Origin of the sequence: Fulvitalea axinellae (assembly GCF_036492835.1) — a bacterium.
Taxonomy (GTDB): Bacteria; Bacteroidota; Bacteroidia; order Cytophagales; family Cyclobacteriaceae; genus Fulvitalea; species Fulvitalea axinellae.
The window spans coordinates 4,789,768-4,807,312 of sequence record NZ_AP025314.1; the positions used below are offsets into that span (position 1 = coordinate 4,789,768).

At 46.6% G+C, this 17,545-nt stretch carries 15 protein-coding genes; 10 read left to right on the top strand and 5 right to left on the bottom strand.

The window, feature by feature from the left end; genetic code table 11:
- Window positions 1-19 precede the first annotated feature (19 nt).
- On the bottom strand, window positions 20-1,405 hold the full coding sequence (locus tag AABK39_RS18710; protein ID WP_338392831.1) for a GAF domain-containing protein: 1,386 nt from the start codon (window positions 1,403-1,405) through the stop codon (window positions 20-22).
- A 361-nt stretch (window positions 1,406-1,766) separates the two neighbouring features.
- Here AABK39_RS18710 and AABK39_RS18715 point away from each other — a divergent pair, with 361 nt between their 5' ends.
- The 6 genes from AABK39_RS18715 (at window position 1,767) to AABK39_RS18740 (ending at window position 11,131) form a co-directional block, all read left to right on the top strand.
- Window positions 1,767-2,456 carry a hypothetical protein gene (locus AABK39_RS18715; protein WP_338392832.1) on the top strand — a complete coding sequence of 230 codons (690 nt, stop codon included), beginning with the start codon at window positions 1,767-1,769 and terminating at the stop codon, window positions 2,454-2,456.
- A gap of 390 nt (window positions 2,457-2,846) precedes the next feature.
- Window positions 2,847-3,473 (top strand): RNA polymerase sigma factor, encoded by a 627-nt coding sequence (locus AABK39_RS18720; RefSeq protein WP_338392833.1) that lies wholly within the window; start codon window positions 2,847-2,849, stop codon window positions 3,471-3,473.
- A 157-nt stretch (window positions 3,474-3,630) separates the two neighbouring features.
- Window positions 3,631-4,659: a FecR family protein gene (locus AABK39_RS18725; protein WP_338392834.1), complete on the top strand. Its 1,029-nt coding sequence runs from the start codon at window positions 3,631-3,633 to the stop codon at window positions 4,657-4,659.
- Window positions 4,660-4,868: 209 nt separating this feature from the next.
- The gene (locus AABK39_RS18730) at window positions 4,869-8,195 is read left to right on the top strand and encodes a SusC/RagA family TonB-linked outer membrane protein (RefSeq protein WP_338392835.1); all 3,327 of its coding nucleotides are present in this window, start codon (window positions 4,869-4,871) and stop codon (window positions 8,193-8,195) included.
- 24 nt (window positions 8,196-8,219) lie between these two features.
- Window positions 8,220-9,911: a RagB/SusD family nutrient uptake outer membrane protein gene (locus AABK39_RS18735; protein WP_338392836.1), complete on the top strand. Its 1,692-nt coding sequence runs from the start codon at window positions 8,220-8,222 to the stop codon at window positions 9,909-9,911.
- Window positions 9,912-10,069: 158 nt separating this feature from the next.
- Entirely contained in the window at window positions 10,070-11,131 is a 1,062-nt protein-coding gene (locus AABK39_RS18740) for a hypothetical protein (protein ID WP_338392837.1), read from the top strand.
- On the opposite strand, the gene AABK39_RS18745 is transcribed toward AABK39_RS18740, so the two are convergent.
- Window positions 11,132-11,668 (bottom strand): heme NO-binding domain-containing protein, encoded by a 537-nt coding sequence (locus tag AABK39_RS18745; protein ID WP_338392838.1) that lies wholly within the window; start codon window positions 11,666-11,668, stop codon window positions 11,132-11,134.
- A gap of 545 nt (window positions 11,669-12,213) precedes the next feature.
- Between AABK39_RS18745 and AABK39_RS18750 the strand changes: the two genes are divergently transcribed.
- Complete coding sequence (locus AABK39_RS18750) at window positions 12,214-13,491, top strand: leucine-rich repeat domain-containing protein (protein ID WP_338392839.1); 1,278 nt, start codon at window positions 12,214-12,216, stop codon at window positions 13,489-13,491.
- Window positions 13,492-13,496: 5 nt separating this feature from the next.
- Here the strand turns inward: AABK39_RS18750 and AABK39_RS18755 are convergent, their stop codons facing one another.
- Both AABK39_RS18755 and AABK39_RS18760 read right to left on the bottom strand, forming a co-directional pair.
- Window positions 13,497-13,967 (bottom strand): 2-thiouracil desulfurase family protein, encoded by a 471-nt coding sequence (locus AABK39_RS18755; protein ID WP_338392840.1) that lies wholly within the window; start codon window positions 13,965-13,967, stop codon window positions 13,497-13,499.
- A 112-nt stretch (window positions 13,968-14,079) separates the two neighbouring features.
- The gene (locus AABK39_RS18760) at window positions 14,080-14,601 is read right to left on the bottom strand and encodes a plasmid pRiA4b ORF-3 family protein (RefSeq protein WP_338392841.1); all 522 of its coding nucleotides are present in this window, start codon (window positions 14,599-14,601) and stop codon (window positions 14,080-14,082) included.
- A gap of 201 nt (window positions 14,602-14,802) precedes the next feature.
- Between AABK39_RS18760 and AABK39_RS18765 the strand changes: the two genes are divergently transcribed.
- Window positions 14,803-15,213, top strand: a complete 411-nt coding sequence (locus AABK39_RS18765) for an HU family DNA-binding protein (protein ID WP_338392842.1) — start codon at window positions 14,803-14,805, stop codon at window positions 15,211-15,213.
- Window positions 15,214-15,633: 420 nt separating this feature from the next.
- Here the strand turns inward: AABK39_RS18765 and AABK39_RS18770 are convergent, their stop codons facing one another.
- Window positions 15,634-16,296, bottom strand: coding sequence for a 3-hydroxyacyl-CoA dehydrogenase family protein (locus tag AABK39_RS18770; RefSeq protein WP_338392843.1), 663 nt, complete (start codon window positions 16,294-16,296; stop codon window positions 15,634-15,636).
- Window positions 16,297-16,448: 152 nt separating this feature from the next.
- On the opposite strand from AABK39_RS18770, the gene AABK39_RS18775 reads away from it, so the two are divergent.
- Together AABK39_RS18775 and AABK39_RS18780 are read left to right on the top strand one after the other, a co-directional pair.
- A complete protein-coding gene (locus AABK39_RS18775) occupies window positions 16,449-16,838 on the top strand; it encodes a RidA family protein (RefSeq protein WP_338392844.1) in 390 nt (129 codons plus the stop codon).
- 259 nt (window positions 16,839-17,097) lie between these two features.
- Window positions 17,098-17,436, top strand: coding sequence for a hypothetical protein (locus tag AABK39_RS18780; RefSeq protein ID WP_338392845.1), 339 nt, complete (start codon window positions 17,098-17,100; stop codon window positions 17,434-17,436).
- Window positions 17,437-17,545: the final 109 nt, after the last annotated feature.

The window sequence follows — 17,545 nt, forward strand, 5'->3', positions numbered from 1 at the left end:
AATTAAAACAAAACTCCACTTAAGCTTCTTCTGTTTGCTTCTGGCTTTCCAGCAGTCTTGCTATCTCTTTATCCTTTTCAGAAATCAAAGCCTCGTATTCATGCGTCTGGCGGGCCATTTCCTCGCGCAAAGCGTGGGCCTCTTCCAAGTTTTGGCGAAGCTCTTCTTCCTGAGTTCTCATTTGCTCGGCTTGGCTTTGACTTTCTTCCAACAGCCTCAAGGTTTTTTCATTAGTCTGGAAGGTAGAGATATACGCGGCCGCGCTTTCGGCTACCAAGCCCAGGTATTCGAGTTGTGTCTCCGAAAACTTCTCAAAGCTTGCTATCTCGATCAAGCCCATCACCTCACGGTTATTCACGCAAGGAAAGATAGCCAAAGACCGTGGCAATGACTTTCCAAGACCGGAAGTAATGCGGATATAATTTTCGGGAATCTCTGTCATAAAAATCGGCTCGGCCTCCAAAAATGCCTGCCCCACAAGCCCTTCTCCCGGAAGTAATTCCCGCTGGATAAATTTCTTTCGGCCATACGCATAAGTGGCCGTCATATCGATTCGGATATCCGCCTCTTTGTTTACCAAATAGAACGCCGCTTGGTTTGCGCCCAGATAACGGACAACTTCCCCTAAAAATTCATCGAACACGTCACCTCCCCGCTCGTTTCCGCGCTGGAAAATCTGCGCCACCGCACCGCTTCCTTTACTGATCCATTGCCTTTCCTTTTCCTGTTGTCTGGAACTTTGCAATTCTTTGATATATTCTTCGGTTTTCAACCGATTTTTCTCAGACTCCTGATTTCTCTCCTCCAATGTAGCCAAAAGACCGTCACTGTGGCGCAACAACGAGAAACTGGTGTACTTGATTATCGTGATAATGAAGATCAACGCAAAGACACCCAGAACAATTGTAAACAACCCTTGGAAGAAAAGATACTTCTCGGAATTGGGTTCAGGGTTGACTCCCGTCACTTGATAAATAGCGCAGATGAAAACAAACGCCCAAAGAACAGACAATACAATGGGTTTCCGCTCATCAGTATTATAAATGCAGAAAGGAGTAAAGAGGCAAAATACCTGCAACAACAAAAAACCCGACACAGGCGTTTCCGTCGGATGCATTAACCCGATATGTCCCCAGAAGAACAAAATAGGAAGCGTAAACGAAAAGAAGCCTCTCGATAGCTTTATGTGGTGATACCTGTTGAGTAAAAGCGTTGAAAAGAAGATGATTGTAAGAACCGCGGGTTTTAGCAAACTGCCCCCGTTCATCAAAATCATTATATGGTAGATGAATGAGATCACAATACACAAACTCGACAGCAAGTTTGTGAACTGGTACTTGAAAGCCTCCATCTGATCCATCGAGGATTTTACCCCGTTGTTATAAATTTTCGAAAAAACACCCATACAGATATCCGGTTTTTGCTCATTTTGTAAAAACAATATATTCTGTGACTCCACCAGCCTCCAACTTTTTTGACCGCTATGCGCACAGATAAAACGATGGCGAGAGCGCGCAATATAATTTTTTACAACAATTAAATGAGCGTTTACTCATAAGAAAACGGCAGATTCTACGTTAAACAAAAATCTAGTCAAAAAAGTACAACATATTTTTACCTCAACCACTAAAACCATTTCATTATTCCAATACATTACACTCTGCTGACTTTTGTCATAGGCCTACCGTCCTTCAGTCTTTTTTTTAGGTAACAATAGACGCGACATTTGAGATTATTTCATTTCAAAAAACAGAACTATTATACACATGCCTACGGTAAAAAACTTTTCGGCGACTATTTTTATCTCAATACTGGGGCTTCTCGCATTCTCTCCCAAGGCCTATTCCACCTCACGAACTACCAAAAGAAACACACGGAGACGAAGGGAAAGTCTGGAATACAAATCGGAACGACGGAGCGAAAACAATAAAGCTTATACGCTGTCTTCCTCAAACAATGTTAAAGGGCTCACGCTCGCCAATTACGCCCTCCCGGCAAAGGAAAAAGAAAACGATGCAACTACCCAACAAGAACACGAGCATCACAACCATTATGAGCTCGAAATCTCGTACAATGACGGTAAGCATTTCGAGTTTACGGGATCCGTATATTTTGCCAAAGAGATGAAAATTCAGGCAACAGCCGAAACCACCGGCCACCATTACGCCGCAGTGGTCGTAAAAGAGTTGCCTTTCCACAACAGTCATTTCGGGACGTTCTTCGGAGTAGGCTCCACCATGGCCATTAAGGAAGTGGAACACGAAACCCACATGCCCAACGACGAGGTGAAGGTTTCGGAAGATAAAGAACGTGATTTCGCGGCCGTCGTCCAATCCGGATTGGCTTATTCTTTTGATAAACACTGGAGTTGCGGATTCACTTATTCGCCGGGTGTCAATGTCACGCACGGAGGTTTTGAGCACGGCCTCACACTGGATTTAGTGTTCGGATTCTAGATTACTCGCACGTTTCGATTTTTAAGGATAGCCCTTTCCCTCGCCCCGCACACACAAACACACGGCCATCGGAAAGGGCTTTCCCATTTTTTCGGCCACTGCAACATCATATAAACTCACCTAGTTTATACTTTCAAACTGATATGGTCTATTGATTTTTTTAAAGAAAACGCATTATTTAAATAACCCTCACATCCTGAACTTTATCATTTTCACAATTTTTTTATTGTTAAAAAATAGGCCCTCTATGAGTTTCCAATTTTACTAATTATCCTTTTTTATATTATCTTATGCGTCCGTTCCGTCATATGGGAGGTATTAAAATCCGTTTTTTGAGGAAGAGTATGGACTGCCGATATTCTCCCTGAAAGCTTGTAATTTTTATTAGAAATGGTGGCGCAAGAAAAGGAGATGTGTGATCTGGAACGTTGGAAAGTCGCCCAAAAAGGCGACAGCGACGCGTTCAGGGTATTATACCAGCGGTATTTCAACGATATTTATCTTTACCTAAAACGCCTTTGCGGCGATGAGGAACTCTCGAAAGATACCCTTCAGGAGACCTTCGCCGACGTGTGGGCTAACCGCGAACGGCTGACCATCAAAAGCTCGGTCCGCAACTACCTACTCGTTTCTTCCAGAAGAAAAATGGTGGAAAAGCTCAAGCAAAACCGGCGCTTTACCGACAACTATACCGACATTCGGAGCCAAGAGAATCTTTCCGTCATCTTCTCCCACGAGGACTTCATTATGGACGGCGAGCTGGAGAATTCAAAAAACACTCTCTTGGCCAAAGCCCTTAACTCCCTGCCCGACCGCCAGCGCGAAGCCGTTTATTTGCGATTCTTCAAGGATATGCCCTACAAGGAAGTAGCGGACGTAATGGGATTGACCGAAAAGGCCGCGGTCAATTTCGTATACAAAGCTTTCAGGAAAATCCGGGCAGAACACGCCGTCGATTTTATAGAACTCGCAGGCTGGTTGAGCTTGCTGTTCTCGACGTTGCAATTGGCTGGATAAGTGATGCGAAATTTTTCGAAGTTTATCCGCTTTTCGGCTCAAACAGTATGAGAGACGCATTGAAAAACACACAAAACGTGTTTGTACATAAATTTTTTCCGCAAAAAAAGGGGACATACAAACACATATGTACTCCTTTGTTTAGAGTGATACCGTCATGAAGGGAAAAGAGATATTAGACATAGAATCCTTATTGCGGGACGACACGTTCCTGGAAGCGGTCCAAGCCGGCGCTTCCGATAACGAAACGCTCTTAGAGCATTTCCGCAAACGGTTCAAAGGAGACGAAGACGACCTGAAAATAGCCATGATGATGGCCCAAGGCCTTCCGGTAAAAAAAGAACAAGGCCTCGGAAAAGAGGAACTGGACAGGCTATGGCTTGAGTTACCGTTGGAGAAAAGCCACAAAATCACCAAACGGATAAATAAAACAGAGAAAAAAAACACGTACAGCATTTTCTGGAAAGTCATCGCGGCGGCGGTTGTATCCGTATTGGCTATAGCTTTCGGTTGGCAACACTTCAATAATGCCCCGACCTCCGTTACGTCCGAAATGCTTACCGCTTCGGCACCTTTGGGAAAACGCGTTAAAGTGGAGCTTCCGGACGGCTCTATCGCCCAATTAAATGGCGGAAGCCAATTGACATACCCGAAAGCCTTCGGCGATAGCCAACGAAACGTAAGTCTGAAAGGAAAAGCCTTCTTTGACGTAACCCGAAACGAAACGAAACCCTTCCGGATAAACGCCGGGGCTTTGCAAGTGGAAGTTTTGGGAACAAGTTTCGATGTCAGTGCCTATACAGAGGACCAACGGGCAACCGTAGGCGTAACCACCGGAAAGGTCCGTGTAAAAGCTGGAGAGTCGATAGTAACACTCACCGCCGACGAGAAGGCCGTCTTTGAAAGGAAAACCAATTCGCTCAGCAAAACGGCTAAAGGCGGAAAAGCGTTGGGCGAATGGGTCTCGGGGAAATTACGCTTCGAAAAGGCCAATATGTCGGAAATATGCAAAACCCTGAGTCGCCACTACGGCGTGCATACCGTTGATCAATACGGTAAAAACGTCAGCTTAAACGGCGTCTACGCAAACGAGTCGCTGACCAACGTTTTGCGAGGTATCCGCATCGCCACGGGAATTGACTATCGTTATGACGGAACTACAGTCACTTTTGTCGAAAAAAAATAACGGACTAGCTTCTACCTATATTTCAGACACTTGACAAAAGCTCCTGCAAATTAGCTTTGCGGTTTATATGGCAATAAAAACGCCCGGATATCCGAAAGTGGAGATTCGGAATCCAGGCGGAGGAATGAATTGACTATCGTAAATTCAAGCCAAGGGATTGTAATTTATGAAAATCTTTTTGTTCTCTCGGGATTATGCCATTCAAATATATGCAAGCAAGGTTTTACGCCTTTCTTATTGCGCTTTGGATATTGGCCATAGCGAAAGGAAACGCTCAAGAACTATCGCAAATCCCTTTTTCGATAAAAGGCGACAGGGTACCCCTTGTCCAAATTTTTTCGCAGATCACTGACGCTACAGGCCTTGAATTCCTTTATGACAATAATACCGTAGACGAGAATTTCATTTACAGTTTCCGAAAATATGACGCCAAAGACCTCCGTAGCGTATTGGTGCGAGTTTCCAAACAAGGAGGGCTCAATTTCCAAAGAATCAACAACACTATAGTAGTAAGCGCCAATACGAACAGTGCCCCAACCATCACCGACAAACGTTTTGTACTTAAAGGAAAAGTCAACGATGCCGAAGGCGCACCGTTGCTTGGCGTAAGCGTTTCTGTCCGGAGTACCACCAGAGGCACCATCACGGATCTGGACGGCGAATACGAGCTTTTCGTTAGCCCGGGCGAAATATTACGCTTTAGCTCCGTAGGTTATATCAGCGCCGAAAGAGTAGTTAAAAACCAACCCGAACTGAACATATCGCTCAGCGAGGATGTGGCCAACCTCAACGAGATAATCGTGGTGGGTTTCGGCCAACAAAGCCGGGAAAGCGTAACCGGAGCAGTTACCCAAATAAAGGCGACCGGAATCCAAGATGTCCCCACCACAAAATCGGCCGAAGCGCTTCAGGGAAGAGTAGCCGGACTGAACGTTTCCAGATCGGGCGGAAGCGCCCCGGGCGTAGGCGCCAACATCAGCATCCGCGGATTGGTCTCCTTGACAGGCGGTCCGCCGTTATATGTGGTTGACGGCACGGTGTCGGCCGAAGGTAAAGGAGCGCTCAACAATATCAATCTGGAAGACGTCGAGAGCATTACCATTCTCAAAGACGCGGCTTCGGCTGCCATTTACGGGGCCCGGGCCTCGCACGGCGTTATTCTTATCACCACCAAATCCAGAAGGGTAGGCCAAGGCAAGCCCCGCCTTACGTATTCCAGCAGTTACAGCGTACAGTTTCCCGGCAATATTCCGAAACCGATGGATTCCTATGAAAGGGCGATTCTGAAAAACCTCAGTCGCTCCAACGCCAGCCTCCAAGCCAAATATTCGGCCGAAGAGCTTGAATATTTTCGAGATCCGGATGTCGACGTGATTATTGAGAACAACGAATACAACTACTTTGCGAACACGGATTGGTACGGCGAGTTCCTCGACAACGCCAGCCAGACCAAACAAAGCCTCGCTCTGGATTTCGGAGGAAAAACGGGACGCTACCGTATGTCTGTCGGTTACGGCTACCAAAGCCCAATGTTCGACAACAAGTATGTGAAGTCTGGCCAAAACTACCAACGCTACAACTTCAGGATAAACTCCGATCATAAAATCGGTTCTATTCTGGATATCGGAACAAAAATAACCTATTCACGCCGAGACAATGTTTCACCGTCAGGCGGTTGGAACGGGTTGTTGGGCAACCTTTCCTATGTCACATCACGCTACCCGATGTATAATCCCGACGGAACTGTCGGCGGGCAAAAACGCTGGAGCCCACTAAGTGCCTTACAAACCGGAGAAGCCGTGGAAAATCGTGAAACCATCACTTTGGTTTCGGACCTAAAACTGGATTTTGACAAACTCTTGAAAGGCCTTAAGGCGAAAACATTGGTCAGCTATGCCCGAAATTGGGTTTCCAGCCGCAAAGAAGCCAAAACCGTTTACCAATATTACCCTGACGGATCGCCTTCGCTAATATCAAACTCGCCGAATAGCCTGACGGAAAACCGCTCAGTAAGAACAAGCCTAAACGTAAACGCCACCCTGGAATGGGCCAGAAACTACGGCGGACACAACATCAAGCTAATGGCGGGCTCGTCTCTGGAATACGAAAAACACGACAAGATAACCGCCACGGGAGAAGGTTTCGTAAACCAAGACGCCATGGAATTGAAGCTGGCCCAAGGCGAAACTTACGTAGACGGTAGCGAATATTCCTTCGGGCTTTTATCTTGGCTTGGCCGGGCGAATTACGATTACAAGAAAAAATACCTTGTCGAAGGCGTTTTGCGCTACGATGGCTCATCCCGTTTTTCCCCCGAAAACCGCTGGTTGCTTTTCCCTTCCCTGTCAGCTGGCTGGCGGATTTCCGAAGAACCTTGGTTACGGAAAGTCGCATGGATAGACGAGCTGAAAGCCAAAGTGTCGTGGGGCAGGGTGGGCAACCAATACGGCTTGGGCTATTACGATTATATTCCGGTCCTGAATTCAGGATCAGACTACGTATTCGGCACCGACAACGAAAGGGCGAAATCGGTATACCAATCCCTTCTGTACTCAGAAAACAGAACTTGGGAAATAGTCGAAAGCTTCAATACGGGAATCGAAACTGTCCTTTTCCAAGGCAGGCTTTCGATCATAGCGGATATTTTCAGGCGAAATATCAACGGCATGTTCATGCAAGTGGACTATCCCTCCACCATCGGTGTGGGCGTTCCGCTTACCAACGCCGGCAGGCTTTACTCATGGGGTTGGGAACTTTCCGCTTCTTGGCGTGACCGTATTGGTGATGTGGATTTTGGAATAAGTGTGGTACTGGACGACAACCGAAACAAAATTCTCAAATTCGAAAACAAGCAAGCTTTCGCAGGAAACAAGATCAACATCGAAGGTTATCCCGCCTATTCCGTTTTCGGGTTCCAAACCGACGGGCTTTACCAAACTCAAGAAGAAGTGGACGCCGGACCCGATTACCACGAATTCACCGGGCCTGGCGACGTGCGCTACGTTGACCAAAATGAGGACGGAAAAATCGACGAACACGACGTCGTTTTCCTCGGTGACACGGACAGCCACTATAATTTCGGCGCCGGGTTGGATCTGGGTTGGAAAGGCTTTCAGCTCTCAGCCTACGTACAAGGCACCGGAAAACGCCTAATCCAAGCCGGTCACGACATCATGCTTCCCCTTACAGAATCGTGGTACGAACCGTTTGATTTCCAATCCGACTACTGGACCGAAGACAACCGCGACGCTAAATTTCCGAGACCGTACCAAGGCGGAGCCCAAAACAAAACAATTAACGAATCCTACCTCTGGAACGCAGCCTACGTCCGCCTTAAGTCGGTCCGGCTTTCGTATGATTTCCAGAGAAAAACACTCCGCAAACTTATGCTCCAAAACGCCCAAATCTATATCTCGGGCTACGACCTCTGGCATTGGGCGCCCAGTTACATTCCGGGTATTGATCCTGAAGGCAACGGAAAGGGTTTTTACCCTCCGCCCACAACCCTCACGCTAGGGCTCCGGGTGACTATCTGACAACCGCTTTTACCGAATTTTTAAATGATACGATATATAAATCCGATAGTAAAGAACTTGATTTTCACCTTTGCGGTACTCTGCATCACGTCTTGCGGAAGTTTCCTCGACATAGCTCCAAAATCGGATATTACAGACAAATCCTTTTGGAGAACCGAGGAACAGCTGGCCTTGGCCACCACAGAGCTCTACCATTATTTCGAGAAATTCAACATCGTGGATTGGGACAACCACGGCGACGACACTTTCGGAAACGAACCGAACAAAGTAAGTTCCGGCAGTTATTACCCGACATCCGACTCATACTACTGGGACAGAAGCTACAGACAAATCCGCAAAGCGAACAACATCCTGAAAAAGGCTATGTACGCCACCTCACTTCCTCCCGTCAAGATAAACTCGTATCGTGGCGAAGCATTCTTCTTCCGCGCCTTGGCCTATTTCGATCTAGTTTCCCGATTCGGAGGCGTTCCGCTAATATTAAAAACACTCGACACCGAAGACGAGGAACTCACCTACCCGAGATCTTCCCGCACAAGAATAGTGGAGCAGATCCTTTCCGACCTTGATTCCGCTTTCGCATACCGCCCGAAAGGTTCGGAAATGAACCACCATAAGGATTACGGGCGAATCACTAAATACGCCGCCTTGGGGTTCAAATCCAAAGTGGCCCTTTTTGAGGCCAGCCGGGCCAAATACCACGGATTTTCGGGCTACGACCCCGTAACGGGCATTCGCGGAAAAGCCCGTGAATGGTACCGCCAAGCCTTGGATTGCTCGCGCCAAGTTATGGAAAGTGGGGAATTCGCCCTGTTCGAACACTTACCGGAACCCGAAGCCAGTTATTACCACCTTTTCCGACACGGTGGCGAGGGAAGCCCCGAAACCATGATCGCGAATCGCTTCGATCTGGATATAAGAACCCACGGCCGGCCCGGACAGCTGATCATGCAAAGAAAACTCTCGCTTACGCGTAAAGCCGTAGACATGTTTCTCTGTTCCGACGGCCTTCCCATACAAAAAAGCCCTCTCTTCCGCGGACACTCCACTGGCAATAACCAAAACTCCGAATTCGCCAACCGGGACCGGCGTTTGGTATTCTCCGTTTGGAAAGACAACGATCCCACTTGGAACGGAACGCCATTCCTCAATAATTGGAACAGAATCAACACGGGTTATTGCCTAAAAAAATATTGCGTTTGGGATAACGACGACCCCGTAACAAGCAAAAGCGAAATTGACCAAATGAAACTGCGTTACGCCGAAATCCTTCTTATCAGGGCCGAAGCCGTTTTCGAGCTTGACGGAAGAATCTCCGACGCATTGCTCGACATCACGGTCAATCCCCTAAGGCAAAGAGCGGGTATAAAACCTCTTTCCAACAGTTTCGTTACCCAAAACGACCTTGACATGCGTAACGAACTTCGAAGAGAGCGTTTCGTAGAACTTTGCGGAGAGGAAGGGCCCAGATACTGGGACTTGATGCGCTGGAAAAAGGGCGAGGAGCTGGAAGGGACTGTTTTGGGTATAAAAATCCTTAAAAGCCATCCCAACTACGAAAAACTCAAAGCCTCCAACAGCCTTAACAAAGACGGTTATTATGTAGCCCAAACCGCTGACAAACGCCACTTTGATCCTAGCAAGCATTATCTTTGGCCTCTTCCCACAAAAGAATTGAGCCTAAATTCCAATTTGGTACAAAATCCCGGGTGGTAACACATTTTCGAACTTCCGGAGCTTCCAAAAGCCGAAAAATCGGGATATGGACAGGATTTCAAACAGGCCTCCGAGCAATTTTTTTCAGGAATGCCACTAATTCAGTAACTTGTGTATAATTGACAGGGATTTTCTTCTCAAAAAAAGAACCTAAACGGATGTACAGACTCATACTGGCGATTATTTTGCTGATTCCGGCTCTAAGTGCCCAAGCGCAAACTTCGTTGTTAGGCGACCGTTTTTTCCGCTATTCGGAAGAAATTCCCGAAGATTTTTTGTCCTCCAAAGCTTTCGCTCTGGTTCATATTGATCACGCCTCCGGCACTCCGCGTCCCAACTGGAAATCGGAGGTATCAAAACTACAGGAAGGCCTGGCCAAGTTGGGCGTAGACGTAGCAGCCAGCTTCTACAGAGAGGACTTCATGGCCGGCTCCCGCACCATCTTCGACAATGCCCTGATGATGCGAAAACGCAAAATGAACAAAGTCATCTTTTTCGGAAAAGACCAAAGCGGTTACACGCTGATTTATACAGACTTCAACAGAAAAAGAAGCCTTACGGATCAAGGGCAGAACGCTTTCAAGATTAAAGGAACGGCACTGGACGTGATGTTCGAACGCTTGGAAGACAAAATCAGGCGGGGAGCGATAAAGAGGAACAATCTGCTGGTAATGTCCGAGCCTGAATATTTTCCTCCAAAACCCTTCACCACCAGCAAAGATAAACTCCAACAAAAATACACCGCCAACCTAAATTCCGGTAAGTTGGCTATTCCAAATATCGTTTCACTGGAACTCCCCGAAGGGGCCAACTCAACGGATCCGGGCTTGGCTTCGGATGTGCGAAACGAAAACCAAAGGTTGAAAACAGAGGAGGAAGCGCTAAAACAACTCTGGACAAAATACCCGTACGAATACGGCTTCGTAGACTATGACAAACTGAAGGAGGACGATTATCGCAAACAAGGTTATCGTTTCGTAATCCTTTGCCTTAAAGGTTCCGAGTCCACAATCCGGACACACCTGAATTGGCAAGAAAAAACCGTCCGCGGAAAAAAGCCAAAAAAGGTTGACTACGGGACAAAAACCGTTTACAAATTCTACGTCAAACACATCCTCACCCAGCGTATCTTCACTGGCGACAAATGGGATGGCGCCTCCACCAAAACCGAGGCGCTCAACAACTTCCTAAGCAACCTACTGAAACCCTTGGAACGATAATCAGACAGAGGTAAGCGTTACTTTCAGGACTTTCCGCCCTTCTTCGGCGTCCAATTCCTCCACATTCACCGCATGGCCGTAGTGCTTGCCCACGGCCTTGATTATCCCCACGCCCATAGCGTCCATACTCCGTCCCGACCGGTATTCGATAGTCAATTCATTTTCGGAAACTCGGTCAGCGATTAGGGTAGGTGGCGAAGCCCCGATTTCCGGTTTTCGCATCGCACCGTGAATAATCGGATCGACCCTTTCCAAGAAGTCGATACAAGACCAGTTTTCATTAATAAGACTGGCGTGTTCTTCAAGCAGAGTAGGGGTGATGTAGTAACCAAAACGCTCCAACAGCTCATCCCTAGGCTGTTCCAATTCTTGGCATGCGGTGTCCAGCAATGCCGTAAACTCTTCATCAGGATAACTTTTTCTGGCATCATGAAATTTGTATCCCATTCCTGATATTCTTGAGATTCTCGTTGTCATGACTTGCCCATAATTCTCCCTTACAAACTTGTTGAAAAGACTGAATATGATCCCATGCATAATAGGAGAGATAAGATGAACTACAATGAAAAAGCTGTATGTAATGAAAAATTGAAAATCGGGGCGATTGATCAATTCGTCATGAATTTACACAAATTGTGTAAATAAATAAAAATGACTCATAAAACACTCCCGCACTATTTCCATGCCTACGGCTTCGCAATTCGAAAATCAGAAATTACAATGTCCCCCGCCAAATACGTACCCCAACACTAATCCAGCCCCTTTTTCACTTGCAAAACCGCATATACAACAGATAAATTATCGATTTTCGATTTGAGAAAAGATATATGATCCTTTTCCTCTCTTCCCAATTTTTCCCTTTACCCCGATTACCCCAGTCTTATGGGCTCTCTTGGAGAAACGGCCCTGAATGTACCTTAAAACCAATTATTTACTGAAACCAATACGTTTCCCCTCTTTTTCTTAAACAAAACACGATACTCCGAAAAGTCCTTTTTCTGCAATACCGGCACAAACATTACGTAAGCTTCATTTTTATAAAACTTATCACTTAGTTTATTAACTACAAAATTAGCTGAGTTATGAAAAGATTAGTTCTTATAGCCTTTTTGATATTTCCCTTCACACTGAAAGCCCAAAAAGACCACGTCTTCAAGCTGGAAGAAGCGAAGGATTGCTTGCGCAAAGACACTATCCGCCACCTCAATCTCTCCCCAAAAAGAGGTGACGATTCCCCTCCGCTGACCGAACTTCCTAAGTGGGTGCTCGAATGCAAAAACCTGGAAACGCTCTCCCTTTCAGGCACCGATATTTTCAGGATGCCAAGGAAACTCAAGCGCCTGAAAAAGCTCCGTAAGATAGAGCACATGAATAATTATTGGCACGGCCAAATTAAGTACAACAAAGATTCCTCAAGAGCGATCGGTTACAAAAAAATAGCCCGGGAAGACCCTATCGTTTTCTGGTTTCCAAAAATGAAAAGACTCAAGATGCTGTACCTAAACAGCAACGGACTGACCGAAGTGCCAAGGGGAGTAAAACGCATGAAAAACTTGGAATGGCTGGATCTTTCCGAGAACTTATTTACGGAATTTCCCTCTGTGTTGAGAAAGAACAAGAAGCTCCACGCCCTCTCGTTTTACAAAAACAAAATGACGCTGGAAAACGACGAATTTCCGCAAATGAAAAGCCTCAAAAAGCTCTTCCTGAACGGTAACGGAATAAAAACCCTTCCCGAATCCGTCAGCAACCTCAAGACGCTAAAAGTGCTAAACCTTGCGGAAAACGATCTGACGGACGTGCCCGACATGTTCGACGAATTCGACAGCCTAGAGAATATCATCCTTTACAAAAACCGGCTTACAAGTATTCCTGACTGCATTTACAGCATCGAAAGTCTGGAAGAACTCGACATTTACTACAACCTCCTGACAGAAATCCCTCCGGAAATATCAAAGCTCCAAAACCTGAAAGTCCTCTATGTTGCGAATAACCGAATCCAATCGTTACCGAAGGAACTGGAAGAGCTGACGAAACTGGAAAAACTATACGTCTACAATAACAAACTGGTGGAATTCGGCGTGGACTTGCGCAAATTCCAAAACCTAAAAGTAGTGCACGCACACCGAAACTACTTCAGCGAATTCCCCGAGTCCGTTTTCGAACTGCCGAAACTCAAAGACCTGAACCTGAGCCAAAACGACATCGAAAGCTTTCCGGATAAAAAAGAATTCCAAAGCTCTGACCTACAGATTCTTTATCTGCACAAAAACGGATTTTCCGAAGACTTCAAGGAAAGCGACTCCGGCAAAAAAATGCGCAAAGAGTGGGAGAAAAAAGGCGTAAGCGTACGCCTTTAAGCCCGTTACCCTTGGCTTTCGCCAATATCTCCCTCCGATTCGAAATTCAACTCGGAGTAAATCGACAGCCCGTTTTCCGAAAGCAAGTCAGCCGTAAGGCCATTACCGTCGACAAGCTTGCCGGAAAACGTGCCGTCGTAGATCTTTCCGTAACCGCAGGACGGACTTTTGGCCTTGAGAATCGCCACGCTGGCGCCATGTTGCCTGGCTTTTTCCAACGACACTTGAGCTCCTTTCCGGAATTCGTCCGTTACGTCTCGACCTGTTTTGGTAACTACTTTTATCTTACCGTCCTCGGTTACAATTTCACTTGCGGGCCTTGGCGTGCTCAACCCGCCGTCTACTTCCGGACAAACCAATACGGCCTCTCCTCTTTCCACCAACTTCTGTATCTTGGAAACAGGTTTAGCTTGCCCGTCAAACCTACATTTATGCCCCGCCAAGCAGGCGCTGATTAAGTATTTCTTCTTTTCCATAATGATTTCTTCCGCCCAACCCTACCGAGCTATCCTATCCACTATATCTCTACCCGAAATATATAATGAGCTGTAAGACAAGTTATTGCCCGATTAGTCATAGCCTAAGCACTTAACGAAACCGCTCCTGCAAGCCACGATTTATCTCATCCAGATCAAAATGCTTCTCGTCATACTTCTCTAACCCGTACATCGCTAAGGCTTCCTTCTTCTCTTCCTCAGTCTCACAATACGGAAAATCCTCCAAAGGGCTATTCATCTTTCCTTTCAGACAAACAGGAATCATTACATTACCATCAAGTATTTTCTCCAACTTAATAACATGATCCCAACTATCGCCGAAGTCATATCTGTATTCCACCACAGTACCTTCCTTCACAAAGAACTGTTTCAATTTCGTCTTCTCGTCATGCAGGTGATCATCCTCCCCCCAAGGATTCATATCGGTATATGTTCCGGGCATTATCTGAGTCCTGTCCGCTAACTCAAATCTATGAAGATGAGAGTCTTCCCAGTCCATCAACACCTGTATGGCCTCATGAAGATCGGCAAAAGTGGATTCGGCATCCATTTGTATCCGGCGCCACACGGGTGGCTTAAAGTACTTGAGGTCTATTCTGAACTGTAAAATCATAACTCTGGTTCTAAGTAAGATATTCCCAAATCGGGGCAAATATAACAAAAACCCGCACTTTCCGCCCCCGAGCCCGCACGCCTCAAGCTACGTTTGCGCCACGTTTCTTACCCCGCCTCCAAGCCCGCTGTTCCGGAAAGCGGGAATCGTTAACTTGCTTCTAACGGGTCCGGATTTCTATCAACCTTTAAACGTACTTATATGCCTGTAGAATTTAAGTCAGTGGAAAGGAGAAACCCACAACAAAATGACGCTCCGCCTAAGTATTATGCCCAAATAGTGCAGAAAGAAAGGGTGAAGATTAAGGAAATGGCCGCCGACATCGCCGATATTTCCACGGTGAGCGAGGTGGACATCGCCGCAGTGTTAAGCGCCTTGGTAAAGATGGTTCCGAAGTACTTGGCCAAGGGACGGCCGGTAAAACTCGGCGACTTGGGTACCTTTTCGCTAAGCCTGAAGGCCGAAGGCGTGGATACTGAAGACAAAGTGACGGCGCATACCATCTCCGGCAACAAGGTAAACTTCAGGGCGGGGCAGGAGGTGCGCAACCAGCTCAAGCTGGCGACGTACGCCAAAGCCAAGTCCGAAAAAGAGGAAGAGGAGACGGTATGACCTAACGCCTACTTCCGAAATATTGAATGACAAACGATTGGGATACGTTTTGTTAAGAAAAGGCGGTGCTTTGGTACCGTCTTTTCACGTTTATGGAGGCATGTTCTCTTAAAATACATACTGTATTCCAAGCCATTACACAGTATATAAGACTGTGTTACATACTATGTAAAGCATAGAAACACAGTATGTAACAATATGAAATACAGTACCTTTCTAGGTATGATATACTGTTTCCTGTCTTTTTTTAAAATGAAAACCATTCCTTACGCAGTATGCGTCAGCTGAAAAGCTTTTTTGGAAGAAAACCAAACGCCGTATTTATTTTGGGAAAAATCGGGACTTGATGAAAAAAGAAAAGGCTTGTCCGGGAAGCGCATACTCCCAGACAAGCCTTTTGGCTTCGGCCGTAGCCGATAATTATCTCAACAGATATTCCCTCTTAAGCAGTGGGCTGATCTTGTATCTTTCGTCTTTGGTATCCTCATACAAGGCCTCAAGTATCTCGTAGATGTTGTCGATGCCCACTCGCTTACACCATTCGAACGGCCCGTTCGTATTGCGATTACGCAAACGCATAGCCGTATCGATATCCTCGCGGGTGGCGGTGCCGTCCTGCAAAGTGTAATAAGCCTCGTTCACGATGGCAACCATCAGCCTAGGTATCACCATTCCCACACGGTCCTGCACCAAGAGATACTCCGTTCCCAAAGCTTTACATATCTCAGCCAAGCGCGGCTCGGTATCTTCAAACAGCAAGCTCACCTCCAACTTCCTGCGGTGCGTGAACGACGCCAAGCCATTGAAGCCCACAAACGTACACTCGCCACGGCCAAACACGTGCGTAAGCTCCGCCAAACTAGTCTTAGGCACGCTAAGAAACGCCGTTAACTGAGCGTAAGGCAAGTACAACTCCAACGCTTCGGGGTTCTCGTCGATCAGGTAATCGAACACCACGTCCGTGTTTTCCAGATCCTCTGGCCCGAAGTCGTAGTCCGTACGGAAGTCGTACTCGTGCTCAGCGGTGAACTTCGCCTTGAATTCCTCAAGCGAGGGTTCGGTTCCTATTACGAGAACTTTCATATTTTGATATGGATTAGTAAAACTAGATTTCGTAAATAATGTATTTTAGCGGAGGCCTATTTGACAATTCCGGTTCACGGACCACACACTCCAACTAAAATAGGCCTTATACGACGTAACAGACCTTAGTTTACCAAAATTAATAATCCCGCATGAAAAAAATAATCATTGAGACGGATAAAGCGCCCAAGCCCATAGGGCCTTACAACCAAGCGGTATTGGCGGGCGACACGCTTTACGCTTCGGGCCAAATAGCACTGGATCCCGAGACGGGAGAGTTCCCGAACTTTGACGGAGATATAGTCAAAGAGACCGAAAGGGTAATGAAAAACCTCGGCGCCGTATTGGAAGCCGCCGGAATGTCCTTCAGCCACGTGGTCAAATGCTCTATCTTCGTCACCAACATGGACGACTTCGCCACAGTAAACGGCGTATACGGAAACTACTTTGAGCAAAACCCGCCCGCCCGCGAAACCGTGGAAGTGAAAGCGTTGCCAAAAGGCGCGGCCGTAGAGGTATCGTGCATTGCCGTAGCCGACTGAGGCAAAGCGCAAAAAACACCAACAAAACGCCCGAGTGTTCCGGTATATAACCGAACGCCCGGGCGTTTGTCTTTCGCCCAATTCTCTCTTAATCTTACGTCGGCAAATAACTTTTTCGAGCTTCCCCGCTTTTACAATCAGTGAGCTTTCCGCCCAATTCGGCCCGAAAGCCTATTTATCTAAAGTACAAACAGTAAGTCGGTGGCGCCGATCATCCGTGCTTTACCATTTACTCCGTACTGTATTTATAAATAATGAGATGATGAAAGCGTTGGTTCTGACCGTATCGATAATGGCCTGTGTCCTAGCCTTTGGCTCTACGGCCCACTGCCAAGACGATAAATTCTACGAGGATTACATGAAGGGAATCTCCCTTTCGCCCCAGCAAAACCACAAGGTCAACACTATTTTCTACGACTTCTACTCGGCGAAAGAGGCGGTTTTGTCCAGCTCGGCCACCGAACTCACGAAAAAACGCGAGATCCGTACTTTCGAAAAAATAAGGGACGGTAGCCTCAAAAGAGTACTTAGGTATGACCAATTCAAAGTATTCAGGCGCAACAGAAAGGAAGTAAGAAAGGCAAAAAAAGAAAGCTAAGCCAACATCCGCTACGGAGAACGTTGACTTAGCTTCATTGAGATGTTTCCCACATAAGGGCATTTGTCCCAAAACATCGCTTACAGGCAAAGAACTTACGCTTCGATCG

Excerpts from the sequence above, each read along its gene's own strand:
- AABK39_RS18710 (WP_338392831.1), bottom strand. The coding sequence starts at position 1,405 with ATGGGTGTTTTTTCGAAAATTTATAACAACGGGGTAAAATCCTCGATG.
- AABK39_RS18715 (WP_338392832.1), top strand. The coding sequence starts at position 1,767 with ATGCCTACGGTAAAAAACTTTTCGGCGACTATTTTTATCTCAATACTG.
- AABK39_RS18720 (WP_338392833.1), top strand. The coding sequence starts at position 2,847 with ATGGTGGCGCAAGAAAAGGAGATGTGTGATCTGGAACGTTGGAAAGTC.
- AABK39_RS18725 (WP_338392834.1), top strand. The coding sequence starts at position 3,631 with ATGAAGGGAAAAGAGATATTAGACATAGAATCCTTATTGCGGGACGAC.
- AABK39_RS18730 (WP_338392835.1), top strand. The coding sequence starts at position 4,869 with ATGCAAGCAAGGTTTTACGCCTTTCTTATTGCGCTTTGGATATTGGCC.
- AABK39_RS18735 (WP_338392836.1), top strand. The coding sequence starts at position 8,220 with ATGATACGATATATAAATCCGATAGTAAAGAACTTGATTTTCACCTTT.
- AABK39_RS18740 (WP_338392837.1), top strand. The coding sequence starts at position 10,070 with ATGTACAGACTCATACTGGCGATTATTTTGCTGATTCCGGCTCTAAGT.
- AABK39_RS18745 (WP_338392838.1), bottom strand. The coding sequence starts at position 11,668 with ATGCATGGGATCATATTCAGTCTTTTCAACAAGTTTGTAAGGGAGAAT.
- AABK39_RS18750 (WP_338392839.1), top strand. The coding sequence starts at position 12,214 with ATGAAAAGATTAGTTCTTATAGCCTTTTTGATATTTCCCTTCACACTG.
- AABK39_RS18755 (WP_338392840.1), bottom strand. The coding sequence starts at position 13,967 with ATGGAAAAGAAGAAATACTTAATCAGCGCCTGCTTGGCGGGGCATAAA.
- AABK39_RS18760 (WP_338392841.1), bottom strand. The coding sequence starts at position 14,601 with ATGATTTTACAGTTCAGAATAGACCTCAAGTACTTTAAGCCACCCGTG.
- AABK39_RS18765 (WP_338392842.1), top strand. The coding sequence starts at position 14,803 with ATGCCTGTAGAATTTAAGTCAGTGGAAAGGAGAAACCCACAACAAAAT.
- AABK39_RS18770 (WP_338392843.1), bottom strand. The coding sequence starts at position 16,296 with ATGAAAGTTCTCGTAATAGGAACCGAACCCTCGCTTGAGGAATTCAAG.
- AABK39_RS18775 (WP_338392844.1), top strand. The coding sequence starts at position 16,449 with ATGAAAAAAATAATCATTGAGACGGATAAAGCGCCCAAGCCCATAGGG.
- AABK39_RS18780 (WP_338392845.1), top strand. The coding sequence starts at position 17,098 with ATGATGAAAGCGTTGGTTCTGACCGTATCGATAATGGCCTGTGTCCTA.